The organism is Pontibacter silvestris (assembly GCF_020907275.1).
Lineage (GTDB): Bacteria > Bacteroidota > Bacteroidia > Cytophagales > Hymenobacteraceae > Pontibacter > Pontibacter silvestris.
On record NZ_JAJJWI010000007.1, the window covers coordinates 1 to 19,897 of the forward strand.

Below are 19,897 nucleotides of genomic sequence, written 5' to 3' on the forward strand. Positions count from 1 at the left end.
GAAGAGGGTTAGCAAGTAAACTTTAGTAAAGTGAGTGATAACCGTTGCAAAATATGCCACGCCAAGCTATTGTTAACTTTAACGTCAGCTTGGAGAATATTTAAGGTATAATGTGTTTGTAGTCCAAGCCTTACTTAATTCATTATTTCCTCAATTGAAGTAAAACTGTTCTGTTGCGTACTACAGTAGCACTAAACTATGGCTACTTCTAGCTCCTTGTTTCTAGTTGAGAAAGCTAGGCATAAGTAAGGGACTCTTTACCGAACTTGGCGTATATTAGAATTAACGTACAATAAATGGTCTTAAGAAAGAGGTAGAGCAGAGGCTTTGCTATGAGAGCTGATGCATAATAGCTCTGGAATTCCCGATACCATCTACTTTTGATAAAAGTATCTAAAGAGAAATTTTTAAAACTACTTACCCAGCAACTTCACATTAATATCTTCTAAATCTTTCTGTTTAACTTTTATAATTCAATGCTGTTCAGGAAACCGGCTTTTTTTCTGAAATAAGCTGTTGCTCTTACAAACAAGAAGCCCCTGTAAGTTTAAAGCTACAGGGGCTTCTTGTTTGTAAGAATCAAGTTGAATAAACTAACTATTTCGTCCTGCTACAGAAATTGTTAAATCATCTATAGGCAGATAAGTATTGGCTAATTCTCTTAACTCTGGAGCTGTAACAGTACGTATAGTAGTGACATAATTACTATAATATTCTGTAGAAAGACTGTGTAGGACGATCCGTTTATAACGATCACACTGGTCAAAAATGGTGGCTATATCGTTCAGGAACTTGCCTAGCATGTAGTTCTTTACAGTATTGAGTTCATCTTCCTGTATTTCCTCCTGCTGTAAGAGAGCTATCTCTTTTTTTATCTCACTAATAGTGTCGTCTGTAACTGCATAATTAACATCAGTACCAATATAGAAAAGGCTATCCTGCTCTTTTGCTGAAATGGTTGAATAGATGCCGTAGGTATACCCTTTGTCCTCTCTGATATTTCGCATTAATCTGGAGCCAAAGTATCCACCTAGAACTTCATTCAAAACAATAAGCTTCAGATAATTCTCATGCTGTATCAGCGGAAACCTTTTACCTACTCTAATAGATGACTGTAAGCTTTCAGGCATTTCTACTAAAGAATGCTTCTTCGGATTTGCAATATCTATCCTATCTACTGTGTCTGATGAATGAGACCTTTGTAAAGAAAGCTCTTCAATATTCTTTACAAGATATTGCAGCATAGGTTCATTGATGCTGCCACAAGCGAAAACCTCTAACTCCTGCACATTGAACCTGCTCTTATAGTATGCTTCAAGCTTATCAAGTGTAATATTATCAAAAGCATTACTGTCAAAACCGAACACATACGGGTGTTCATCTCCATACAAGGCTTTTGTAAAGCTATGTGTAGCTAAGTAGCTGTTCTTTTGGCGTTGTACTTTAACGTTCTGCCTAGTGCGCTGTAAGAGCAAGTTAAACTCTTCTTCAGGAAATGATGGGTTTTGCAGCACGTCAAGTACCAGAGGAAGAAGCTCCTCCACATATTTGGCCAAACAGTATAACGTGAATTCTGTGCGATCATAACCGTGGTTATTATCGAAAGAAGCTCCATAAAAGGCTACCTTTTCGGCTATCTGTTTAGCAGTATGATTAGCAGTACCTTCGAACAGCATTTTTGCTGTAAGGTCAGATACGCCACTTTCAGGTTCGTACCATTTACCGGCTTTAAAAACAAAATCCAGCCTGACAACAGGCTGGGTTTCGCTTTTTATAACATGTAATCTTGCTCCATTCTTCAGATTATTTATTTCTGCAATTTGAAGCGAGACCGCATCTATTTCATATGTTTCAGGTGCTTTGGTTCTATCAAGCATTTCTAAATATGTAGTTCGTAGTTTATTAATCTAGATTCAACGCAAGCGTGAATCGTAGTGTTTCGGCTAAAGGGTTTCCTTGCTGACTCGGGATCAGGTAGGCCGCGTCAATACCGAACTTCTGATAACGCAGCCCAAGACCTAATGACAGATACTGCCTACCTCCTTTATCTGGATTTTCGTAGAAATAACCTGCTCTTGCAGCAAACAAGTCACTATACCAGTACTCAACTCCACCAGAAAGGTTTACTTCCTGCATCTCTTCTGTAAAGCCTCCTTCAGCATCTCCAAAAGAGGAGAAAAGGCCACTAACCACACTTTGGCTTTGATCTGCACCTGGCGAAGGAACCAGAAGTTTATTCGCATCAAGCACAAAGGTAAGTTTATTATAGGCATCTAAATTGTAAGTTACTGCGGTACCTATCTTAAGGTTTGTTGGAAGAAAGTCACTTTCATCAGCGCTGGTGTAAGCAATCTTTCCTCCAATGTTAGAGATGTTTGCTCCTAACGCTAAATTAACTTTTTGACTCAGATCTTTATTATAGTAAATTCCAACATCAACTGCCGCTGTGTTACCGGGCTGTGACTCAAAAGTAGTAGAAGCACCACCAACGTTTACATTCCCAGCCAGGTTGGAATGAATAAAGCGGGCTCCGATACCAAGGCTGAGGTTTTCGCTTAGCGCCTGTCCGTAAGCAACTGATATAGCGTATTCTTTAGGGCTATAATCCTGTATTGGGTTACGGTTCTCATCTATGAACTGTATTTCCCCTAAATCAAAGTAAAGCAGGGAGAGGGAAATGGCAGATGTTTCGTTAAGCTTTTTATAGCCAGACAGATAGCTGAGAGACATATCGTCTACTACATTGCTTAACCAAGGAGAGTATGATAAGCTGACACTCATATCCTGTTCTACAAAGCCAAGCTTGGCAGGATTCCAGTGCGGAGCATTGGCATCAGGGCTGATAGCTACACCAGCATCGCCGAGTGCTGCAGAGCGTGCGTCTGGTGCAACAGTAAGTATTGGTACAGCTGTAGTTACGGCATTCACATCGTTGCTCTGCCCAGTAACTCCCTGAGCAAATGCGAAAGGAGCCGAAGCCACGGCCACAACAAAGCAAGCTGCTTTAGAAAGAATACTTCTTTTATACATAAAAAAAAATTAATAGCTTATCAAAGATAGAAATAATAGAGGACTATTTTAATTCAAAATTACAAGTTTCTCAAATCGGGATGTTTTAGAGCCATCTTGCTGCGACCTGACATTGACTTTATAAACATAAACGCCTTTGGCCAGTATATCATTATATTCATCTCTGCCATCCCAGGTTAATTCAGCTAAATGAGCTTTGCTTGCATAGCTGGTAGTTTCAAGTGTTCTGACCAGCTTACCAGATATGGTAAAAATTTGCACCTGAATGTCCAGGTTATCGCCTGCTCTGTTGTGATCAAAATGGAAAGTAGTTTTGGTTGAAAATGGGTTTGGGTGATTCAGCACATGCTCTAACGCTATTTCTGCTTCATTCGATACATAAAGCTCCAAATATTCTTCTGAAGAGTTATTGTAGGTATCCCAAGCCTTTAGTTTAACGGAGTGAGGGCCTGGCGCAAGATCTTGTAAAGGAAATTTAATAGTACCGGACTGGTAACTATCAGCATCTGAAGTATAATAGTCATTAACCACTATCAGATTATCCTGTTCATTATCCAGTACAACTGTAATCTCGTGTCCAACGCCCACTCCTGCTGTGTTTATGCCGCTTTCATCGGCTACTTTAGCCAGTAAGGTCGGGTTAGAATTGGTGCTTCCCCCAAACACAAACGATTCATCATCCATGTATAGCTTTATGGCGGGTGGTGTGTTATCTGTAGTAACAGCCTGGGCTGTGCCTCCTACTATAACAGATTGAGATGCACCCATGGCATCAATGGTAGAATTACTGGCGTATAAGGTAATTTTGCCGGGACCATAAGTATAAACAATGTCTTTGGGTACTATAAAAGTAACCTCAAACAAACCATTCTTTACAGTTGCCTTTCCCTCATACAGAATATTCTGGCGTAAGCTTATTGGCACCGAAGGAGCACCTTCGTCTCCCAGTGTTTTTACAGTAGTTGTTTTCTCATACACTGTAAGCTGAAGTTCACCGTTAAAGCTTTGTTTTGTTTCTCCCGAAGCCGCCAAAATCCGCCCTGCCATTGTTACTTTTCCTAAAGCGCTTAAGGTGTCTGAAGATGTTGCTTTGCCGTTTATATGCGTTATCTCGGCTTGTAATGTGGCATAAGCTAGCTGCATGGTCGGGTCACCTAATAAGGTGAAATTGCGGTTATTTACCCCTCTGGAACCACTCACTGTATCTAAAATGCTGCTGTTTTTAGTGCGCATAACCAAGTCTCCTAACCGGGGCATTGCGCCTTTAACAGGAGTAAAGGCATATTCGAAGAAGTTACGATTTAGCACACGGTTGCCGGTGGAGTAAACCGGGCGTGTCGTTGTAAGCAAGCCTGCTGCCCCACCCTGAGCATTTAGTAAAGCTGCTTCTGCTCCGGAGGTTCGCTGAGGTTCATCGTAACGGCCAAACTCGCAGGTAGCGGTAAGCATAAAAGTCAGCCTGTTGCTGTTTTGCCAATTTGCAATTTGTTGCATGGTCAGTATCTGTTCTGCTGTCCAGCTGATTTCGTTGCCGTGGCCTGTAAAGTTGGTGATAAGAGAACCTTGTGTAATTGCTTTGTCCAGGGCTGAAGAGGCTTCAGGAGAGCGCTTTCCCCTGGAAACAGCTTCCTGTGGGTAAAGGTCTAAGTACAGCTTGTTTGGGTTGTAACCAGGAAAGCTGCTTACCAGGTAGTTTGCCAGATACTCTGCATCGTTCATGTGCTCGTTATAGTCACCGTCGTCTGCCACAAAAGTTACCTGGCTGCGCCATTTACCAAACTGGCTGGGGCTGTCATAAGACATGATCTTCTGCACTATAGCTGCTGCTTCTGCATTGGTCTTTACCGGAAGTCGCCCAATGCCTACATCTAATAAATGATCCCCTAAGGTGTTTTCAGTCCACTCGCCTTCATCCTCATCTAAAAAGCCAAAATAATCTTCTGAAGAGTAGCTGTTTATTGGATGTAACGACTCACGCGACTCATATATCGGCACAAAGTTGGTATTATCAATGGTGCGGTTTTTATAGTCGTAGGAGGTATCTCCAAAGAGCAGGAGGTACATCATATCGTCACCACTTTTGTGGCTGCGGTTGTAAAGCATTCGCATAAAGTCGCGGATAGCTGTTACATCCTGTGCTCCGGAAGAAAATTCGTTAAATATCTGCTGTGTGGTTACAACTGAGACTGCTAAATTATTGTGGCTGCTGCGGTATGCTGCCAGTCTGTTGGCTTCAGTCAGGAACTCAGGGTGTGTAACTACCACAAAATCTAAGTTCCCATTCTGGTTGAGACTATGCAGGTTTTGGTTTGGTACCTTACCTAAGGGGACAGGCCGTAGGCTGATACCTGCATTCTGAAAAACAACAAACTCACGCAGCATATCTGTAGCTGTTGTAAAGCTAAGTCCTGACCCCGTTGTTACGGTTTCCTGCTGTACAGGCTGTGCAGGGGCTGTTACATCCCAAACAATAGCTGAAGCAGGAGCTTCTGAAATAGTAAACGTATTTACTGGTAACGTGGTACTGCTTACAGAACGGAAGCTTGTCTGTTCTCCATATAGCTTTAACTGGCGATTGTAATTCAGCTCCAGATAATTAAGATAGCCAAGCGAGGTGCTGCTGCCACCTGTATTAAAAGCTATGTTTACTTTGCATTCTGACGGAGCCCCAAGTACCTGTTGGCTTACCGTGTAAATTCTGATGTTGTTAATTCCTTCTGGATGGTAACTGTAAGTGCCGCGACCAGCAATGCCCTGAGAACCTAAAGGCTGGTTGTTTAACTGGAGGGTAAAGGTGCAACTGGCTGGAGAATTAGCCATCAAAAAAGCCTTTAACTTTAGGTCAGAGCCCAATACTATATCACTTACAGGAAAAGTGAAGCCGCGGGAAGAGGTAAAAGAACTAAACTCTTCTCCATACCACTCGCGGCCTGAGTACACCATATTTTTAAGGTCCCTCTCATAAAAAGCCCGCTCATTATAGCTGTTAATAGTTTGCGTAGCGCCACCAGCCTGCCCTCGGCTTGTAACACGTTTACCATTTGCATAACCTATTCTAAGGAAATAGTAAGCTGTGTCGGTGTAAAAGTTGTACGTGTGTTTAAACTGGCCTTCATTACTATCATACGCCCATGTGTGCGGCCCCTGTGCATAAAAAAGTACATAGTCGGCATCGTCGAAGCGCCCATCTTCTTCACCAGGCACCATAACAGCATTTTCCAGCAGATCATCAGGGCGGGGAGAATTGTTAGGCTGTGGCAGCATTTCGCCACCGTTGCCATATAACTGAATTTGCTTTGGGTCCAGGTTTTGCGTACTAATGCCGAGTGCCTGTAAAGTAGCTTTATCAAGCTTATGAACCCCAGTAGAAGTTATCGCTATTTTGTACCAGTCGCCTGAGTTTAAGACAGAGCTATTCCCAAAGTCGCTGGCGTTGGTAACACGTGCATTTACCGTCTGTGTTCGTCTTAGTGAATAAGTGTAGCTGAATTTTACCAGTTTTTCCAGTTGGTTTGTCTGCGGATTTAGCCGGATGGGAAGTATGGTAACTAAGCTAAGGGGTAGTTTGTTTTCAGTTCCGTTTACTATGCTTACTGTAGGGGATGAACCAAAACTGCTGCTACCGAATAGCTTTTGTTCTTCCTGTGAGAAAGGCGCATAAGTCGTTTGGGTAAGTTGTAAGCTGCCAATGTGTACACTTGGTATGCGGAAACGGTAATAAGGCAGGCGCTTGGTGTAGTCTACTGTAGCACCTGTAAAGGATGCGATTTCTCCTGGTAAATTTTGTGCAGGCAGCACAGCCTGTTTTTCCTGCCAGTTAAGTGTAACTACAGGAGATGTAGATTGAGCCTTAACCCCGCTAATCAGTAAGTTGCAGGTAAACAGTATGCATACACCAACTAACCGGAAAGACCACTTCATTTACTAAGGGAGTATAGAAACAATGACATCACATAGTGCATAAAGTACAGGTGCAGGTATCATTGTCTTAATCTAACAGATATTTTGTTGTTTTATTGTGTCGCAGCAAGCTGTTGTTGCTGTGTTAACCCGTAGGTGTTAGATTCCATAATCAGGTTAGCCAGCAGCTAGCTTACTGTAGACTTACTCTACCTACTTCACTATAATGTGTTGCCGACGCGCACATCAGGCAAAACAGCTTGACCTTGTGGGGGGAACAACTCCAGAAGAGGTACTACATCAACTTTGGTAGTAAACTTCATGATTGTGAAGTGTTTTTAATGATAGACAAAATTATGTAGAGTACTATAATCAGTGGTACGGCTGCGAACTTAACAAGAGCAAGTAAAATTATTGACAACCCAAGGAAAATAAAGCGAATAGAATTGTCTTGCCAGCTTAAGTTCTTAAACTTAAGTGCAAACAATGGAAGCTCCGCCACCAACAGGTAAGACAGAAGTACCGTTAGTGTCAGTAGCACATAAGGGTTTAATATAACATTATAGTGTGCCAGAGTGCCATTTTCTAAAATAAGGGGCAAAGAAGCCACCAGTATGGTACAGGCCGGTGTCGGTAAACCTATAAATGAAGATGTTTGACGCGTATCTATGTTAAATTTAGCCAGGCGCAATGCCGAAAATATGGTAATCAGAAAACCAAAGAAAGGCAGTATGCTTTCAGGTATTCCCAGTGCTGTATTCCCCGAAACAGTCAGCAGCATAAACACCATAGCGCCAGGTACAGCTCCAAAAGACACCATATCAGCCAGTGAGTCCAGTTGCTTGCCTATTTCAGAGTAAGTGTTTAAGACACGAGCTACCATGCCATCCATAAAATCAAAAACAGCAGCAACGCTAACCATGTAAGAAGCATTTACTAACTGATTATTAAAAGCAAAATATAACGCTATACAACCAGAAAGCAGGTTAAAGCAGGTAATGGCGTTAGGAATATGTTTTTTCATTTAATGAAGAGGCGGTATGTGCTACCGCAGAAATGGGTTATACTTTTTCTCATACCCAATAGTTGTTTCCGGGCCATGCCCAGGATAAACAGTTACCTCATCAGGTAGTGTAAAAAGTTTTGTTCTGATACTTTTAATAAGCGTGTCGAAATCACCGCCAGGCAGGTCTGTACGGCCAATGCTGTTTTTGAAGAGCACATCTCCTCCGACTACAATCTTCTCCTGCTCATTATAAAATACTACATGGCCCGGAGCATGCCCTGGAGTAAAGAATATCTGTAGCTTTGTATTGCCAAACTTAACAACGTCGCCTTCTTTAAGAAAGGATGCAGGTAATTCTTCCTGGTATAACGGAAACCCATAGGCAGGGGCATAAACCTGTACAGAACGTAGCGTCTGCTCATCCTCAGGATGTATTTCCAAACCTACTTTACAGGTGGCTGCGACAAACTTATTGCCTAACACATGGTCTATGTGGCAGTGAGTGTTCAGCAAGCGTGTTACTTTTAAGCTGTTATCTTCTATGTACTTTTTCAGCTGCTCCCGTTCGTGTTGCTCATAGCAACCTGGGTCTACAACAATGCACTCATTCGTATCGTCGTGAAGGAGGTACGTGTTTTCCTGAAAAGGATTAAAGGTAAGGCAGGTAACCTTCATATTATTCTTGTTTGGTGTCAAGCGTCCACAAAACTGGGCCCTAAGTTACAAATTTCACCTGTACAACTCGTAACTTGCCCCTTATGAATTATGATTTTATAATTGTTGGTCATGGCCTGGCCGGTGCTACGTTAGCTTATACCCTAAGGCAGCGGGGGCAAAAGGTTTTAGTGATAGATGAACCTAGGCAAAGTACTGCCTCTAAAGTAGCGGCGGGGCTGGTAAACCCTATAGCAGGCAAGCGATTTGCCAAATCATGGCTGGCAGATAAATTTATACCTGCAGCCAATAATTTTTATGATGAGTTAGAAGAGCGTTATAATCAACCGCTTTTTTTTCATAAACCTATCTACAAAATTTTCTCCTCTATAGAGGAACAAAATACCTGGATGGCGAAGAGCGCTGGGGAAGGCTGGCAAGCGTACATAGAAGCCACCTATACCCAAAGCACTAACCAGCCCTCTATACAAGATCCGTTTGGTGGTATAATGATCAAGCAGGGTGGATATCTGCAAGTGTCGCTAATGCTGGAGTTGCTGGCACGGGACTTGCTGCAACATAGCTTAATGTTGCCGGAGCGCTTCAACATTGAGCATCTGCAGTTAACAGGGCAAGGCGTAAAGTATAGGCAAGCAGAGGCGAAGCATCTCATTTTTTGTGAAGGATACCAAGTTATAAACAATCCGTACTTTAAGTGGCTGCCCATACAGCCTACCAAAGGAGAAGTACTAGAGGTGCAAACACAAAATTTTAAAGCAGAATGTATCTATAACAAAGCTGTTTACGTTGTTCCCATAGAAGATGGAAGATTTAAGATCGGAGCTACGTACGATTGGCGTAAACCAAATGAAGAACCAACAGAGGCTGGGCAGGAAGAGCTATCTGAACGCTTCTGCCAGATCACTTCACAGGATTTTGATATACTAAACCATTGGGCTGGCATCAGACCTGCAGTGCGTGACCGACGTCCGCTGGTCGGAGTACACCCTGAGTATACACAGTTAAGTGTGTTTAACGGTATGGGATCTAAAGGAGTACTAATGGCACCATACCTGGCACATAACTTTGCTAAGGCATTGGCAGGAGAAGCAGAATTGCTGCCAGATGTACATATTTCGCGATATTATTCGTTATATTACGACTATATAAAACACCATAATCCTCAATCTTAAGTGCATGCGTTTTTATACCAGATTATTGTTGTTGTTTGTGCTGTGCATCCTGGTTGGAACTTCCGTTCAGGCGCAATCTAGCCGCGACACATTTGGCAAGAGCCGTATCCAATACAAAAGCTTTGATTGGAAGCTGTACAGTACACAAAACTTTAATGTGTACTTCTATCAGGGCGGGCAAAAGGCTGCCGAAAATGCGGCTGCTTATGCAGAACAGGAACTGAAACGTATTACCAGCCTTATTGGCTATTATCCTTACTCTAAAATAACGCTTATACTTTACAACTCTGCTACAGACCAGAAGCAGAGTAATATTGGCCTGAACAGCGATCAATATCAGAATGGGGGAGAAACCCTGTTCATGAAGAATAAAGTAGAGTTGTCGTTTGACGGTACTCAGACAGAATTTAAGCGTGATCTGAGTTACAGGGTCACAGAACTGTTGCTGAACGATATGATGTATGGTGGCAGCCTTAAAGAAGCTTTACAGAGCAGTTACCTGTTGCGTCTGCCAGACTGGTTCATAACCGGAGTTGCTGCTTACACTGCTGAAGGTTGGAGTATGCGCATGGATAACTACATGCGTAACATGGTTATTACAGAACAGTTGCGGCCTGATGATCTGTTTAAACGTAACCAGGAGTTAACGGGGCAGTCTATATGGAATTATATAGCAGAACGCTATGGGTACACCTCTATACAGAACATACTGAACCTGACGCGTATTACACGCGATGTGGAGGTAGGGATTACCAGCAGTCTGAATATTCCTTACAAGCGCTTCATACAGGATTGGCACAACTATTATAAGCAAATCAACACCCGTTCAGACAATCAGCTTGTGTCGCTTCCTGATGAGAGAAAGCTATTTAAAAGGAACAAGCAGGATCATGTTTATTCTGAACCAGCGCTTAACCCTGCAGGTACACTTTTAGCTTATGTGGAGAACAATAACGGAGGCTTCAGAATTGTTGTGGAGGATGTCCGCACTGGAAAGGATCGTGTGGTTTGGGTAGGAGGCTACAAAGTAGTAGACCAGCGAATTGATTTTAAACTGCCGGTATTGGCCTGGCGCTCTAATACACAGCTTGGTTTTGTAGAAGCACGCCGGGGTAAAATGACGTTGCGGCAGATAGATGCTACACAACGACGTTCACTGATTCCTTTCTATGATAACCTGTCTACGGCAGCAGCTACACTTGATCAGTTTTCGCAGGTGCGGGACATGAGTTACTCAGAAGATGGGCAGACCATTGTAGTAAGTGCCATTAACAACGGCCAGTCTGATTTATACTTACTGCGTGCCAATGGGCGTGTGCAGCAGCAGCTCACCAACGACATTTATGATGACATCAGCCCTGTATTCCTGAAAGGGGGAGCGGGTATTGCCTTTAGCTCTAACCGATGGGAAGATACAGTTGATGTAACAAAAGACCCAAGCTTTGCCGATGTGGTAAACAACTATGATATCTATTTGTTACAGCAGCAAGGCCGGGAACCTGCTATACAACAGCTGACAAGCTCTATTGCAAGCGAGTTAAGGCCACGTGCTACTGATGAAGGTAATCTTGTTTACATTAGTGAAGAAAGCGGAATCAGGAGCTTATATCGCTACAATATAAGCACAGGTACAACTTCTCCTTTATCTAACTTCATAGAGAACATAGAAGATTATGACTATGTAAGCTCAAAAAACACGCTTGCGCTTATTGCCAGAGACATTTCGCGTGGGTATGTATACCTGCTGCCAGACTTTACACCCACCTCCCTTGACTCTCTCCCTAAAACATCGCGGCAGATAATTCTGGAAACAAGGGCAAGAACGACCCAAAATGCAGCGGCTGCGGCGGCACAGCGACGTAAGCTGTTTGAGGAGGAAAGCAAGAACCAGCAACAGCAACAGCCCAGGCGCCAAGGGGAGGTAGACATAGAGAACTATCAGTTTAAAAATAGTGCAGCAGCAAGTACTACAGAGCCTAAAACAACTATTCGCCGTGCTGGAGTTACAAATGAGCCTCAGGTTGTAGGCCCTTTGGATTATGATCTGCGTTTTAGTGTGCAGGACATAATTACGTCTGTTTATTCTGATCCTCAGTTAGGCTTTGGTATTGTAGCGGGCGTAAACATGAGCGATCTGTTCGAGAATCATATAATCCGTGGCAATATATTTTTACGCACCGACCTGGAGACAAGCCGCATCTTTGCTGAGTACATGAATCTTGAATCTCGTTTTGACTATGGCATGCAGTACAGGCGTGATGTGGTAGTAGGTGCTTTTGAGACAATGCCAAACGTAATTGTGCGCTTAGGCAAAAACGAGTTTTCGCCAACATTGGTGTACCCGCTTAGCTATAGCACGAGCATTAGAGTGCAGCCTAAGTTTGTGAATACACGTCTCTCTTACATAAATGACTTTAGTGCCCAGGATGATGTAAACAATTTTGGTGGGGGGAATATTGAGCTGGTGTATGATAACTCAGTGGCAACAGGGGTAAATATGATGGAGGGCACACGCATGAAAGCAGGTCTCCTTTCCCTGAGAAGCTTCGACAACACCGAAGACAGCTTTAACAAGTTTTATATAGATATACGTCGTTACCAGAAACTACATAGAGAGATTGTGCTGGCAGGTCGCCTGAGCTATGGCGAGTTCTTTGGCAAATCACCTAAACAGTTCTCTATAGGAGGTATGGATAACTGGCTGTTCCCGTCTCAGGATGATGCATCGGAGCAGAACGCTGTAACCGTTAGCTCAGCAGCAGATTTCTTCTTTATGCAATATGTTAACCCATTGCGAGGGTTTAACTTTAACACTCGTACCGGCACTAAATACCTTTTAGGTAACCTTGAGCTACGCGTACCTGTTGTGAAGTACTTGTACAATGGGCCAATTGCTTCCGGCTTTTTCCGTAACCTGCAACTGACAGCCTTTGCCGATGCAGGATCTGCTTATAATGGCACAAACCCTTTTACTGGTAAAAACTCTATCAATACGCGCGTAATAGGAGGCCGTACTGATGAAACATCGTATGATCCTTTTGAAATCACTATCATAAATTACCGTAATCCATTTTTAGTTGGTTATGGTGTAGGTGCCCGTACAACCCTTTTAGGAGTGTACGGTAAGCTGGATGTAGCATGGAGTGAGGAAGACGGTCAGCGTGAAGGTCCTAAGTTTTATGTGACACTTGGCTACGACTTTTAATCTGCATGAGTCGGAAAGTCAGACGTTTTACGATAGGCGCTATACTGTTACTGATACTGCTGGCAGCATGGATACACATGGCTGATAAGGATTATGTGTACAAAGCCATATATTACAATTTCGCTGACATAGACGATAATCTTATTTTTGAGCAGCGTGCAATCAATGCTCCTGCAGAGGTACAAGATTGGGCTCTGTCAGCTAATTATAATAAGGTGAAGATGCCTGCTGGTCTGGAGCAGCTGCATAAGGAGTTGGAATCGGTAGCTTTTCTGGTTGTCAAAAACGATTCTGTACTTTATGAACAATACTGGGACGGGTACTCTGATGAGTCGTTAAGCAACTCTTTCTCTATGGCCAAAAGCATTGTGAGTATATTGGTTGGGGCTGCTATCAGAGAGGGAAAAATCAAAAGTGTGGAGCAGCCTGTAGGAGATTTTTTGCCTGCGTTCAAAGAAGGTAATAAAGCCAGCATAAAGCTAAAACATTTGCTTTGGATGAGTTCCGGTTTAAGCTGGGACGAGTCGTACAGCAGCCCTTTTTCTGTGACTACTGAAGCTTATTATGGTTCTGACTTGAAGCAAGTAATAGGCCAGTTAGAGGCAGTAGAAGAATCCGGTAAAGCTTTTATTTACAAAAGTGGTGATACACAAGTGTTAAGCTTTGTATTGGAAGAAGCTACTGGCAAAAGTTTGAGCAAGTATGCAGAAGGAAAGTTGTGGAAGCCCTTGGGAGCAAAGCAGGATGCCGAATGGAGCCTAGATAGAACTGGCGGTAATGAAAAGGCTTATTGCTGCTTCTTTTCCAATGCCCGAGACTTTGCCCGAATCGGGCGATTATATCTAAATAATGGCATCTGGAATGGCGATACTATTGTAGACCCTGCTTATGTAAAGGCTTCGCTTACACCTAATCGACTGCCTGCCGCCTCTGATGGTGAAAAAGTTAACTTTTATGGGTATCAATGGTGGCTGCTGCCTGGCTACAAAGGGCAGGACATTTTTTATGCGAGAGGTATTTTGGGACAGTACATCATTGTTATACCCAAAAAAGACATCATCATTGTCAGGCTTGGCAAAAAGCGGGGAGAACGGGACGGAAATCATCCAGGTGAAGTGTTCGCCATGATTGATGCCGTAAATGAGGTGATAGAATGATTTGCAGATGTAAACAACATAGAAGCAAAAAGGGCTGCACTTATAAGTGCAGCCCTTTTTGCTTCTATGTTGTTTCATGAGGTATCTGCTTACGACAACTCATCTGTCATTACGGCATAATGAGGATCTTCTAAAATATTTACCTCGATAACGTCTTCAGCGTTTTTAAGCATTCGTCGGCAGTCAGGGCTTAAGTGCTTTAGATGCAGTTTTTTACCTGCCTTATGGTATCGTTCAGTCAGCTTATTTAATGCTTCAATTCCAGACATGTCAGCAACCCTGCTTTCTCTGAAATCAATAACTACTTCCTCCGGATCATTAAAAACATCAAACTTTTCAGTGAAAGCAGTAACAGACCCAAAGAACAGTGGCCCAAATATTTCATAATGCTTTACTCCTTTATCATCAATATATTTTCTTGCTCTAATGCGCTTGGCACTTTCCCAAGCAAACACTAAAGCAGAGATAATAACACCAATCAGTACTGCAAGCGCAAGGTTGTGTAGCCAGATAGTGATAACAGCTACTAAAATGCCCACAAAAACATCCTGTTTGGGCATTTTGTTGATGATCCTGAAACTGATCCATTCAAAAGTACCGAAGGCAACCATAACCATGACGCCCACTAACGCTGCCATAGGTACTCTTTCGATGACAGGAGCTCCAAAGAGTATAATAACTAATATAGTGAGTGCTGCTATAACACCCGCCAAACGAGCCCTTGCTCCAGCCGAAAGATTAACAAGTGTCTGGGCAATCATGGCACAGCCACCCATCCCGAAGAAAAAGCCATTTAAAAGATTGGCACTACCTTGCGCAACACATTCTCTGTTGCCGTTTCCCCGGGTGCCGGTAATTTCATCGACCAGGCTCAAGGTTAGTAAGCTTTCAGTTAGACCTACTCCTGTCATAATAAGTGCATATGGGAAAATTATCTGAAGCATTTCCAGGTTAAACGGAACCTCAGGAATATGGAAAGGAGGAAAGCCGCCACTTACGGCTGCAATATCTCTTACCATTTTAGTATCAATCCCGAAGCCAAGCACTATCGCAAAAACAACAATAATAGCAACCAAAGAAGGTGGTACTGCTTTCGTTATTTTAGGCAGTAACACAATAATAGCAATGGTTAAAGCTACCAAACCAGCCATAATGTACAAAGGGCTGCCTGATAGCCAGGTAACTTCTCCGTTTACCACCGTTTTAAATTGCTCTACCTGCGACATAAAAATGATAACAGCCAAGCCGTTCACAAAGCCAAACATAACTGGCTGTGGTACCAGGCGAATGAACTTCCCCAGTTTAAACAGGCCGATAATAATCTGAATAACACCAGCCAGCGCCACCGCAGCAAATACATATTCGAGGCCGTGCGATTGCATAAGAGCAATAAGCACTACTACTGTAGCGCCAGCTCCACCGGATACCATGCCTGGTCTGCCACCAAGTATGGACGTTACCAAACCCATGATAAAGGCGGCATAAAGGCCCACTAAAGGCGGAAAGCCAGCTAATATAGCAAAGGAAAGGGATTCGGGAATCATGGTCATGGCAACAGTAAGCCCAGCCAGAATCTCAATTTTATAATCTATTTTATTGCTGAAGTCAAACAGGCGTAAATAAGGTTTCATACTATTAATATATAAGTGTATTAATTGGATAGAGGAAAATATTCAGCCACTTTTAATATGAAGTGCCGAGAGTAAGAGAGCCTAATTAAAAAATTAATATGGGACATATTTAACTAGCTTGTGCTACATACAGTAAGCACGAACAAGTTTATGCACAATAGTATAATGTGTTAATAAGCTGTGTAATGGGTAATGCAGGATGTACTGAGAACCAGATGAGGGCTCAGTTAAAACAAGATCACGGTGGAGTGACGGCTATGAAAGGAGTAGAGTTTGGCATAGCAAGTACAAAAGTAAACTATTATATTGTTTTATCAAACTCATAGCCACTAGTTACCTGGGGTATAGTATAATCTTGAAAGGCAATGTCAAAAAAATAAGGCACATCCTGATAACGTTGAGCCTTGTTTTATAATATGATTTAAAACTTATATACTTGTTCTTACTGAACTTAAGATAATAGTTAGCTAAGCATGTGTCAGTTCCAGGACAGCTTCAAAAGTAGCAAGGCCATCGGCCACTATGTATCTTCTGCGGTTTGCCTGCTGCATACCTCCTGCACAATAGGAGAGAGGTAGGTGCAATAGCACCCGAACGGAATAGTCTTTCTAGGAGAAGCTCCCGGGAAAAGGATAAATCACAAACTTGCAGGTCATGGTCTTTATGCCACAGCTTTACAATTTTTTGCTGCAAACCAATTTGAACGGCATCTAACAAGTCTTGGTGGAAAAACGACTACACCAAATATCTTATCTCAAAATTACATGAAAAAAAGGTGAGCTGTATGTGCAATATTGTCTTTTAGTGCCGTATGAGCGTAAAAGTTAATAATTATACCTAATTTGCCATTCTATCATTTTAGTAAAGAGATTATGTTGCAGTCTATGACTGGCTTTGGCAGTGCTCGCCTTGATGCCGACCAATATACTATTTCCGTTGAAATCCGTTCGCTAAACTCAAAAAGCATGGACCTTAATATCCGCCTTCCAAAATTTTTGGCAGAGCGTGAGTATGAGATCCGTAACATAGTTACAAAAGCGTTGGTACGTGGTAAAGTAAGTATCAATATCGATTATATAAAGAACAAAGCCCAAAAAGCTAAAAGTACAATCAACAAGGAGCTGTTGCAGGCTTATTATAAGGAGCTAAACGAAGCCGCAGACATGGTGGGAAGCTCTAAAGATGATCTGTTCCGACTGGCAATGCACATGCCAGATGTGTTGCAGCAAGATGCGCAGGAAGAAGAGACTACGGACGCTGATTGGGAAAAGGTGTTGCCGTTGCTGCAGGAAGCACTCCATAACATTAATGTTTTCCGTGCTGATGAAGGAAAAGCGCTTTCAACAGAGATTATGTCTTACATAGATCGTATTCGTATATTACTGGCTGAGGTAGAAAAACATGATCCGGTACGTATGGAGCATATTCGGGGACGCATTAAGGGCCACCTACTGGAGATATCCAACTCTGAGCATTTTGATAAAAACCGCTTTGAGCAGGAAATGGTGTATTATATGGAGAAGCTGGACATTGCAGAAGAGAAAGTGCGCCTGGTAAACCACCTGCATTACTTTACAGAAACAGTATTCCTGCCTGAGCCTACTGGTAAGAAGTTAGGCTTCATATCTCAGGAAATTGGCCGTGAGATAAATACCATTGGCTCTAAAGCTAATGACTCTACTATTCAGCACCATGTAGTAGAGATGAAAGAGGAACTTGAAAAGATTAAGGAGCAGATAAACAATATTCTGTAAGCTTGTTCAAATAATAGATGCCACTCAAAAGAAACAATTAGAAGTATGTAGTAAAGCGGAGCTTCTGATTGCTTTTTATTATAGTGATGCTGTTCACTAAACATCAATAGAGTAGTGAAACCTTATTATAAACTCCAGTTCCTGCTACAGGAACTGGAGTTTATGTTTTACAGACTGTGTGCTATTAAAAGATATAGCCTGTTTTTAACAGATAAGCTTACTGTAACTCATCCGCAAAATCTATAATTAGCTTAAACACCTCAGGGAACTTTGTCAGGGGCAACTGCTCTGGGCGGTCTAGTATATTGTGGTATGCAGCGGTGCCTCCTAAAGTATAGAAAAAGAAAGCCGGCACACCTCGTTCTGAAAAAGGATAATGGTCTGAATTGGCTGCTTTACCCCGGCTCCTGATCTGGGGTAGGTATTGATGTTTCTCATTAAGCTGGCGGAGTAGGTTAAACTGTTCTGGGTATACAGTACCGTTTACTACCATCATACCCTTATCACCAGTGCCTAACAAATCTAGGTTTATGAGAAACTTAATTTGGCTTAGGGGGAATAAAGGGTGCTGCACGTAATAGCTGGAACCTACTAAGCCCGCCTCTTCGGCAGCGAAAGCCATAAAGACTATGCTGTACTTTGGCTGGTGCTCAGGTTGGCTATAGTACTCTGCCAGTTCTAACAGCATAGCTGTTCCGCTGGCATTGTCGTTAGCCCCCGGGAAATACACGCCTTTGCCCTGGCCGCCTAAATGGTCGTAATGTGCTGAGAAAACTATAAAGGAGTCTGGAACTACGTTTCCCTTTGCAACAGCAATTATGTTTTGTGTTTTATAAGCAGGGGCAAAATCAGCTTGTATGTTATAAGTTATTTTCTTTGCTTTTGAAGGCCAGACATCCTCTAACACCTCCAGAACTGGCACATCGTTTTGTTGTCGAGCAACTGTTGTTAATAGTCCCTGTTGTAGCATAACCTGAACTTTTGCTTTTTGCAGCAGCAGCTGATATGGCTCTGGAAGCTGGCTTAGTCGCTCAACATCTTGCTGGCGGTAAACCAGTGCTTTTCTGCTGAAGTCCTGAGAGAAGAACTTGCTGGCAGCAATATTATCAGAAAAAATAAGCGTGTCTAGCTGTAGTACCTTAGCAGTGCCTTGTGCTGAAGGGGAGCCTGCCTGTGCAACAAAGTTAAGGCCGGGTGCAAGCTTTGTACCATCTACTTTTAAATAAGGAGTGGATACTACACGGTTTACAGGTAAGGCAAAGTTTTGGTGATAGGAGTTGGAGTTGTTTACAGGTTTTAAACCAGTTGTATGAAATGTGCTTTGAATATAATCTGTCGCTTTGGTGTCTCCTTCAAAAATATACCCCCGGCCATGCATGTAGCTGGAGGTAAGGGTGTCTATTACCTGGCGTACACGCTGCATATCCTGGGCATGAGCCACAGGAAGGGAAAGCCCTGGCAGAATAATAGAGAACAGGAAAGAAAGAATAAGTTGCTTCATCAGTTAAAGATAAGCAACCTTGGGAACACTAAGAACTAAGTGAGGAGCGGTAGCTGCATTTTGGCACTACCACACGTAAATCCATTTAAAGAGCATAAGGCCAACAAAGCAGCCAAGCGAGTTTGTTACCACATCCATAGGGTCAGCCTCGCGGCCTAAAGAAAGGGCTAACTGCATTAACTCAATAAATACACCGTAGCAGGTGCTGGCGATAAGAGAGTACTTTACAGCCGAATGCCGTAGCATTGGGTAAGTATATTGCTTGGTGAGGCCCACAATCAACAAAAAAGTGAGCACAGCAAACATAATAAAGTGAGCGAAGGTGTCAACAGAAAATAGTGACCAGCCAGTGTCTACGTCGGGTAAAGAAGAAGGAGGCAGCAATGTGCCAAGTAGCATCATTGCTGCCCATATTATAGTAAATAAGTTATAGCGTAGTATCAAAGCTACTCAAATAACCAGTTTATTTACTGTCCTATTACTTCACGGTAGCCTTCTGCAGACAGAAGCGTATCCATTTCAGAAGCGTCATCCATAGAAAACTTTATAATCCAGCCTTCGCCATAAGGGTCAGAGTTAACCAACTCAGGGCTAGACTCCAGCTTATCGTTAAACTCAAGTACTGTTCCGCTTAATGGAGCAAACAGGTCAGAAACAGTTTTTACAGCCTCAACTGTACCAAACACGTCTCCTGCACTGATTTGCTTATCAACAGTGTCTATGTCTACATAAACGATGTCGCCAAGTTCACTTTGTGCGAAATCTGTAATTCCTATATAAGCTACATCGCCTTCGATGCGCACCCACTCGTGGTCTTTGCTATACTTTAGGTTTTCAGGTAGGTTCATTTGATTTTTCGGTTAAAT

General features: G+C 42.7%; 14 protein-coding genes. 4 read left to right on the forward strand and 10 right to left on the reverse strand.

Translation table 11 applies throughout. The features are described 5' to 3' along the window. Positions 1 to 593: 593 nt before the first annotated feature. From LN995_RS07775 to LN995_RS07795, 5 genes are all read right to left on the reverse strand, one after another. Positions 594 to 1,877 carry a M16 family metallopeptidase gene (locus LN995_RS07775; RefSeq protein ID WP_229960060.1) on the reverse strand — a complete coding sequence of 428 codons (1,284 nt, stop codon included), beginning with the start codon at positions 1,875 to 1,877 and terminating at the stop codon, positions 594 to 596. A gap of 25 nt (positions 1,878 to 1,902) precedes the next feature. Then, positions 1,903 to 3,030 (reverse strand): type IX secretion system outer membrane channel protein PorV, encoded by a 1,128-nt coding sequence (gene porV, locus LN995_RS07780; protein ID WP_229960062.1) that lies wholly within the window; start codon positions 3,028 to 3,030, stop codon positions 1,903 to 1,905. A gap of 48 nt (positions 3,031 to 3,078) precedes the next feature. Beyond that, positions 3,079 to 6,951: a type IX secretion system sortase PorU gene (porU, locus tag LN995_RS07785; RefSeq protein WP_229960064.1), complete on the reverse strand. Its 3,873-nt coding sequence runs from the start codon at positions 6,949 to 6,951 to the stop codon at positions 3,079 to 3,081. 298 nt (positions 6,952 to 7,249) lie between these two features. Further along, positions 7,250 to 7,954, reverse strand: coding sequence for a CDP-diacylglycerol--serine O-phosphatidyltransferase (gene pssA / locus LN995_RS07790; RefSeq protein WP_229960066.1), 705 nt, complete (start codon positions 7,952 to 7,954; stop codon positions 7,250 to 7,252). Between the two features lie 21 nt (positions 7,955 to 7,975). Beyond that, a complete protein-coding gene (locus LN995_RS07795; RefSeq protein ID WP_229960068.1) occupies positions 7,976 to 8,611 on the reverse strand; it encodes an MBL fold metallo-hydrolase in 636 nt (211 codons plus the stop codon). An 83-nt stretch (positions 8,612 to 8,694) separates the two neighbouring features. On the opposite strand from LN995_RS07795, the gene LN995_RS07800 reads away from it, so the two are divergent. Genes LN995_RS07800 through LN995_RS07810 form a run of 3 tightly spaced genes read left to right on the forward strand, consistent with a single transcriptional unit; the run spans position 8,695 to position 14,145 of the window. Continuing rightward, entirely contained in the window at positions 8,695 to 9,783 is a 1,089-nt protein-coding gene (locus LN995_RS07800) for an NAD(P)/FAD-dependent oxidoreductase (RefSeq protein ID WP_229960070.1), read from the forward strand. A 4-nt stretch (positions 9,784 to 9,787) separates the two neighbouring features. Then, positions 9,788 to 12,988 carry a hypothetical protein gene (locus LN995_RS07805; protein ID WP_229960072.1) on the forward strand — a complete coding sequence of 1,067 codons (3,201 nt, stop codon included), beginning with the start codon at positions 9,788 to 9,790 and terminating at the stop codon, positions 12,986 to 12,988. Positions 12,989 to 12,993: 5 nt separating this feature from the next. After that, positions 12,994 to 14,145 (forward strand): serine hydrolase domain-containing protein, encoded by a 1,152-nt coding sequence (locus LN995_RS07810; RefSeq protein ID WP_229960075.1) that lies wholly within the window; start codon positions 12,994 to 12,996, stop codon positions 14,143 to 14,145. Between the two features lie 89 nt (positions 14,146 to 14,234). On the opposite strand, the gene LN995_RS07815 is transcribed toward LN995_RS07810, so the two are convergent. Both LN995_RS07815 and LN995_RS21885 read right to left on the reverse strand, forming a co-directional pair. After that, entirely contained in the window at positions 14,235 to 15,776 is a 1,542-nt protein-coding gene (locus tag LN995_RS07815) for a SulP family inorganic anion transporter (RefSeq protein WP_229960077.1), read from the reverse strand. Positions 15,777 to 16,243: 467 nt separating this feature from the next. After that, positions 16,244 to 16,366: a hypothetical protein gene (locus LN995_RS21885; protein ID WP_262910444.1), complete on the reverse strand. Its 123-nt coding sequence runs from the start codon at positions 16,364 to 16,366 to the stop codon at positions 16,244 to 16,246. A gap of 252 nt (positions 16,367 to 16,618) precedes the next feature. Between LN995_RS21885 and LN995_RS07820 the strand changes: the two genes are divergently transcribed. Continuing rightward, positions 16,619 to 17,530: a YicC/YloC family endoribonuclease gene (locus tag LN995_RS07820; protein WP_229960079.1), complete on the forward strand. Its 912-nt coding sequence runs from the start codon at positions 16,619 to 16,621 to the stop codon at positions 17,528 to 17,530. Between the two features lie 217 nt (positions 17,531 to 17,747). Here LN995_RS07820 and LN995_RS07825 read toward each other — a convergent pair whose 3' ends face one another. From LN995_RS07825 to gcvH, 3 genes are all read right to left on the reverse strand, one after another. Then, complete coding sequence (locus tag LN995_RS07825) at positions 17,748 to 19,031, reverse strand: M28 family metallopeptidase (RefSeq protein ID WP_229960081.1); 1,284 nt, start codon at positions 19,029 to 19,031, stop codon at positions 17,748 to 17,750. 66 nt (positions 19,032 to 19,097) lie between these two features. Then, positions 19,098 to 19,433, reverse strand: coding sequence for a VanZ family protein (locus LN995_RS07830; RefSeq protein WP_229960083.1), 336 nt, complete (start codon positions 19,431 to 19,433; stop codon positions 19,098 to 19,100). 65 nt (positions 19,434 to 19,498) lie between these two features. Further along, positions 19,499 to 19,879 (reverse strand): glycine cleavage system protein GcvH, encoded by a 381-nt coding sequence (gcvH, locus tag LN995_RS07835; protein ID WP_229960085.1) that lies wholly within the window; start codon positions 19,877 to 19,879, stop codon positions 19,499 to 19,501. Positions 19,880 to 19,897: the final 18 nt, after the last annotated feature.

Bases quoted from the DNA above. Each gene is read 5' to 3' on its own strand.
- LN995_RS07825 (WP_229960081.1), bottom strand. From the start codon at position 19,031: ATGAAGCAACTTATTCTTTCTTTCCTGTTCTCTATTATTCTGCCAGGG.
- porV (WP_229960062.1), bottom strand. From the start codon at position 3,030: ATGTATAAAAGAAGTATTCTTTCTAAAGCAGCTTGCTTTGTTGTGGCC.
- gcvH (WP_229960085.1), bottom strand. From the start codon at position 19,879: ATGAACCTACCTGAAAACCTAAAGTATAGCAAAGACCACGAGTGGGTG.
- LN995_RS07795 (WP_229960068.1), bottom strand. From the start codon at position 8,611: ATGAAGGTTACCTGCCTTACCTTTAATCCTTTTCAGGAAAACACGTAC.
- LN995_RS07830 (WP_229960083.1), bottom strand. From the start codon at position 19,433: ATGATGCTACTTGGCACATTGCTGCCTCCTTCTTCTTTACCCGACGTA.
- LN995_RS07775 (WP_229960060.1), bottom strand. From the start codon at position 1,877: ATGCTTGATAGAACCAAAGCACCTGAAACATATGAAATAGATGCGGTC.
- pssA (WP_229960066.1), bottom strand. From the start codon at position 7,954: ATGAAAAAACATATTCCTAACGCCATTACCTGCTTTAACCTGCTTTCT.
- LN995_RS07800 (WP_229960070.1), top strand. From the start codon at position 8,695: ATGAATTATGATTTTATAATTGTTGGTCATGGCCTGGCCGGTGCTACG.
- LN995_RS07805 (WP_229960072.1), top strand. From the start codon at position 9,788: ATGCGTTTTTATACCAGATTATTGTTGTTGTTTGTGCTGTGCATCCTG.
- LN995_RS07815 (WP_229960077.1), bottom strand. From the start codon at position 15,776: ATGAAACCTTATTTACGCCTGTTTGACTTCAGCAATAAAATAGATTAT.
- porU (WP_229960064.1), bottom strand. From the start codon at position 6,951: ATGAAGTGGTCTTTCCGGTTAGTTGGTGTATGCATACTGTTTACCTGC.
- LN995_RS07810 (WP_229960075.1), top strand. From the start codon at position 12,994: ATGAGTCGGAAAGTCAGACGTTTTACGATAGGCGCTATACTGTTACTG.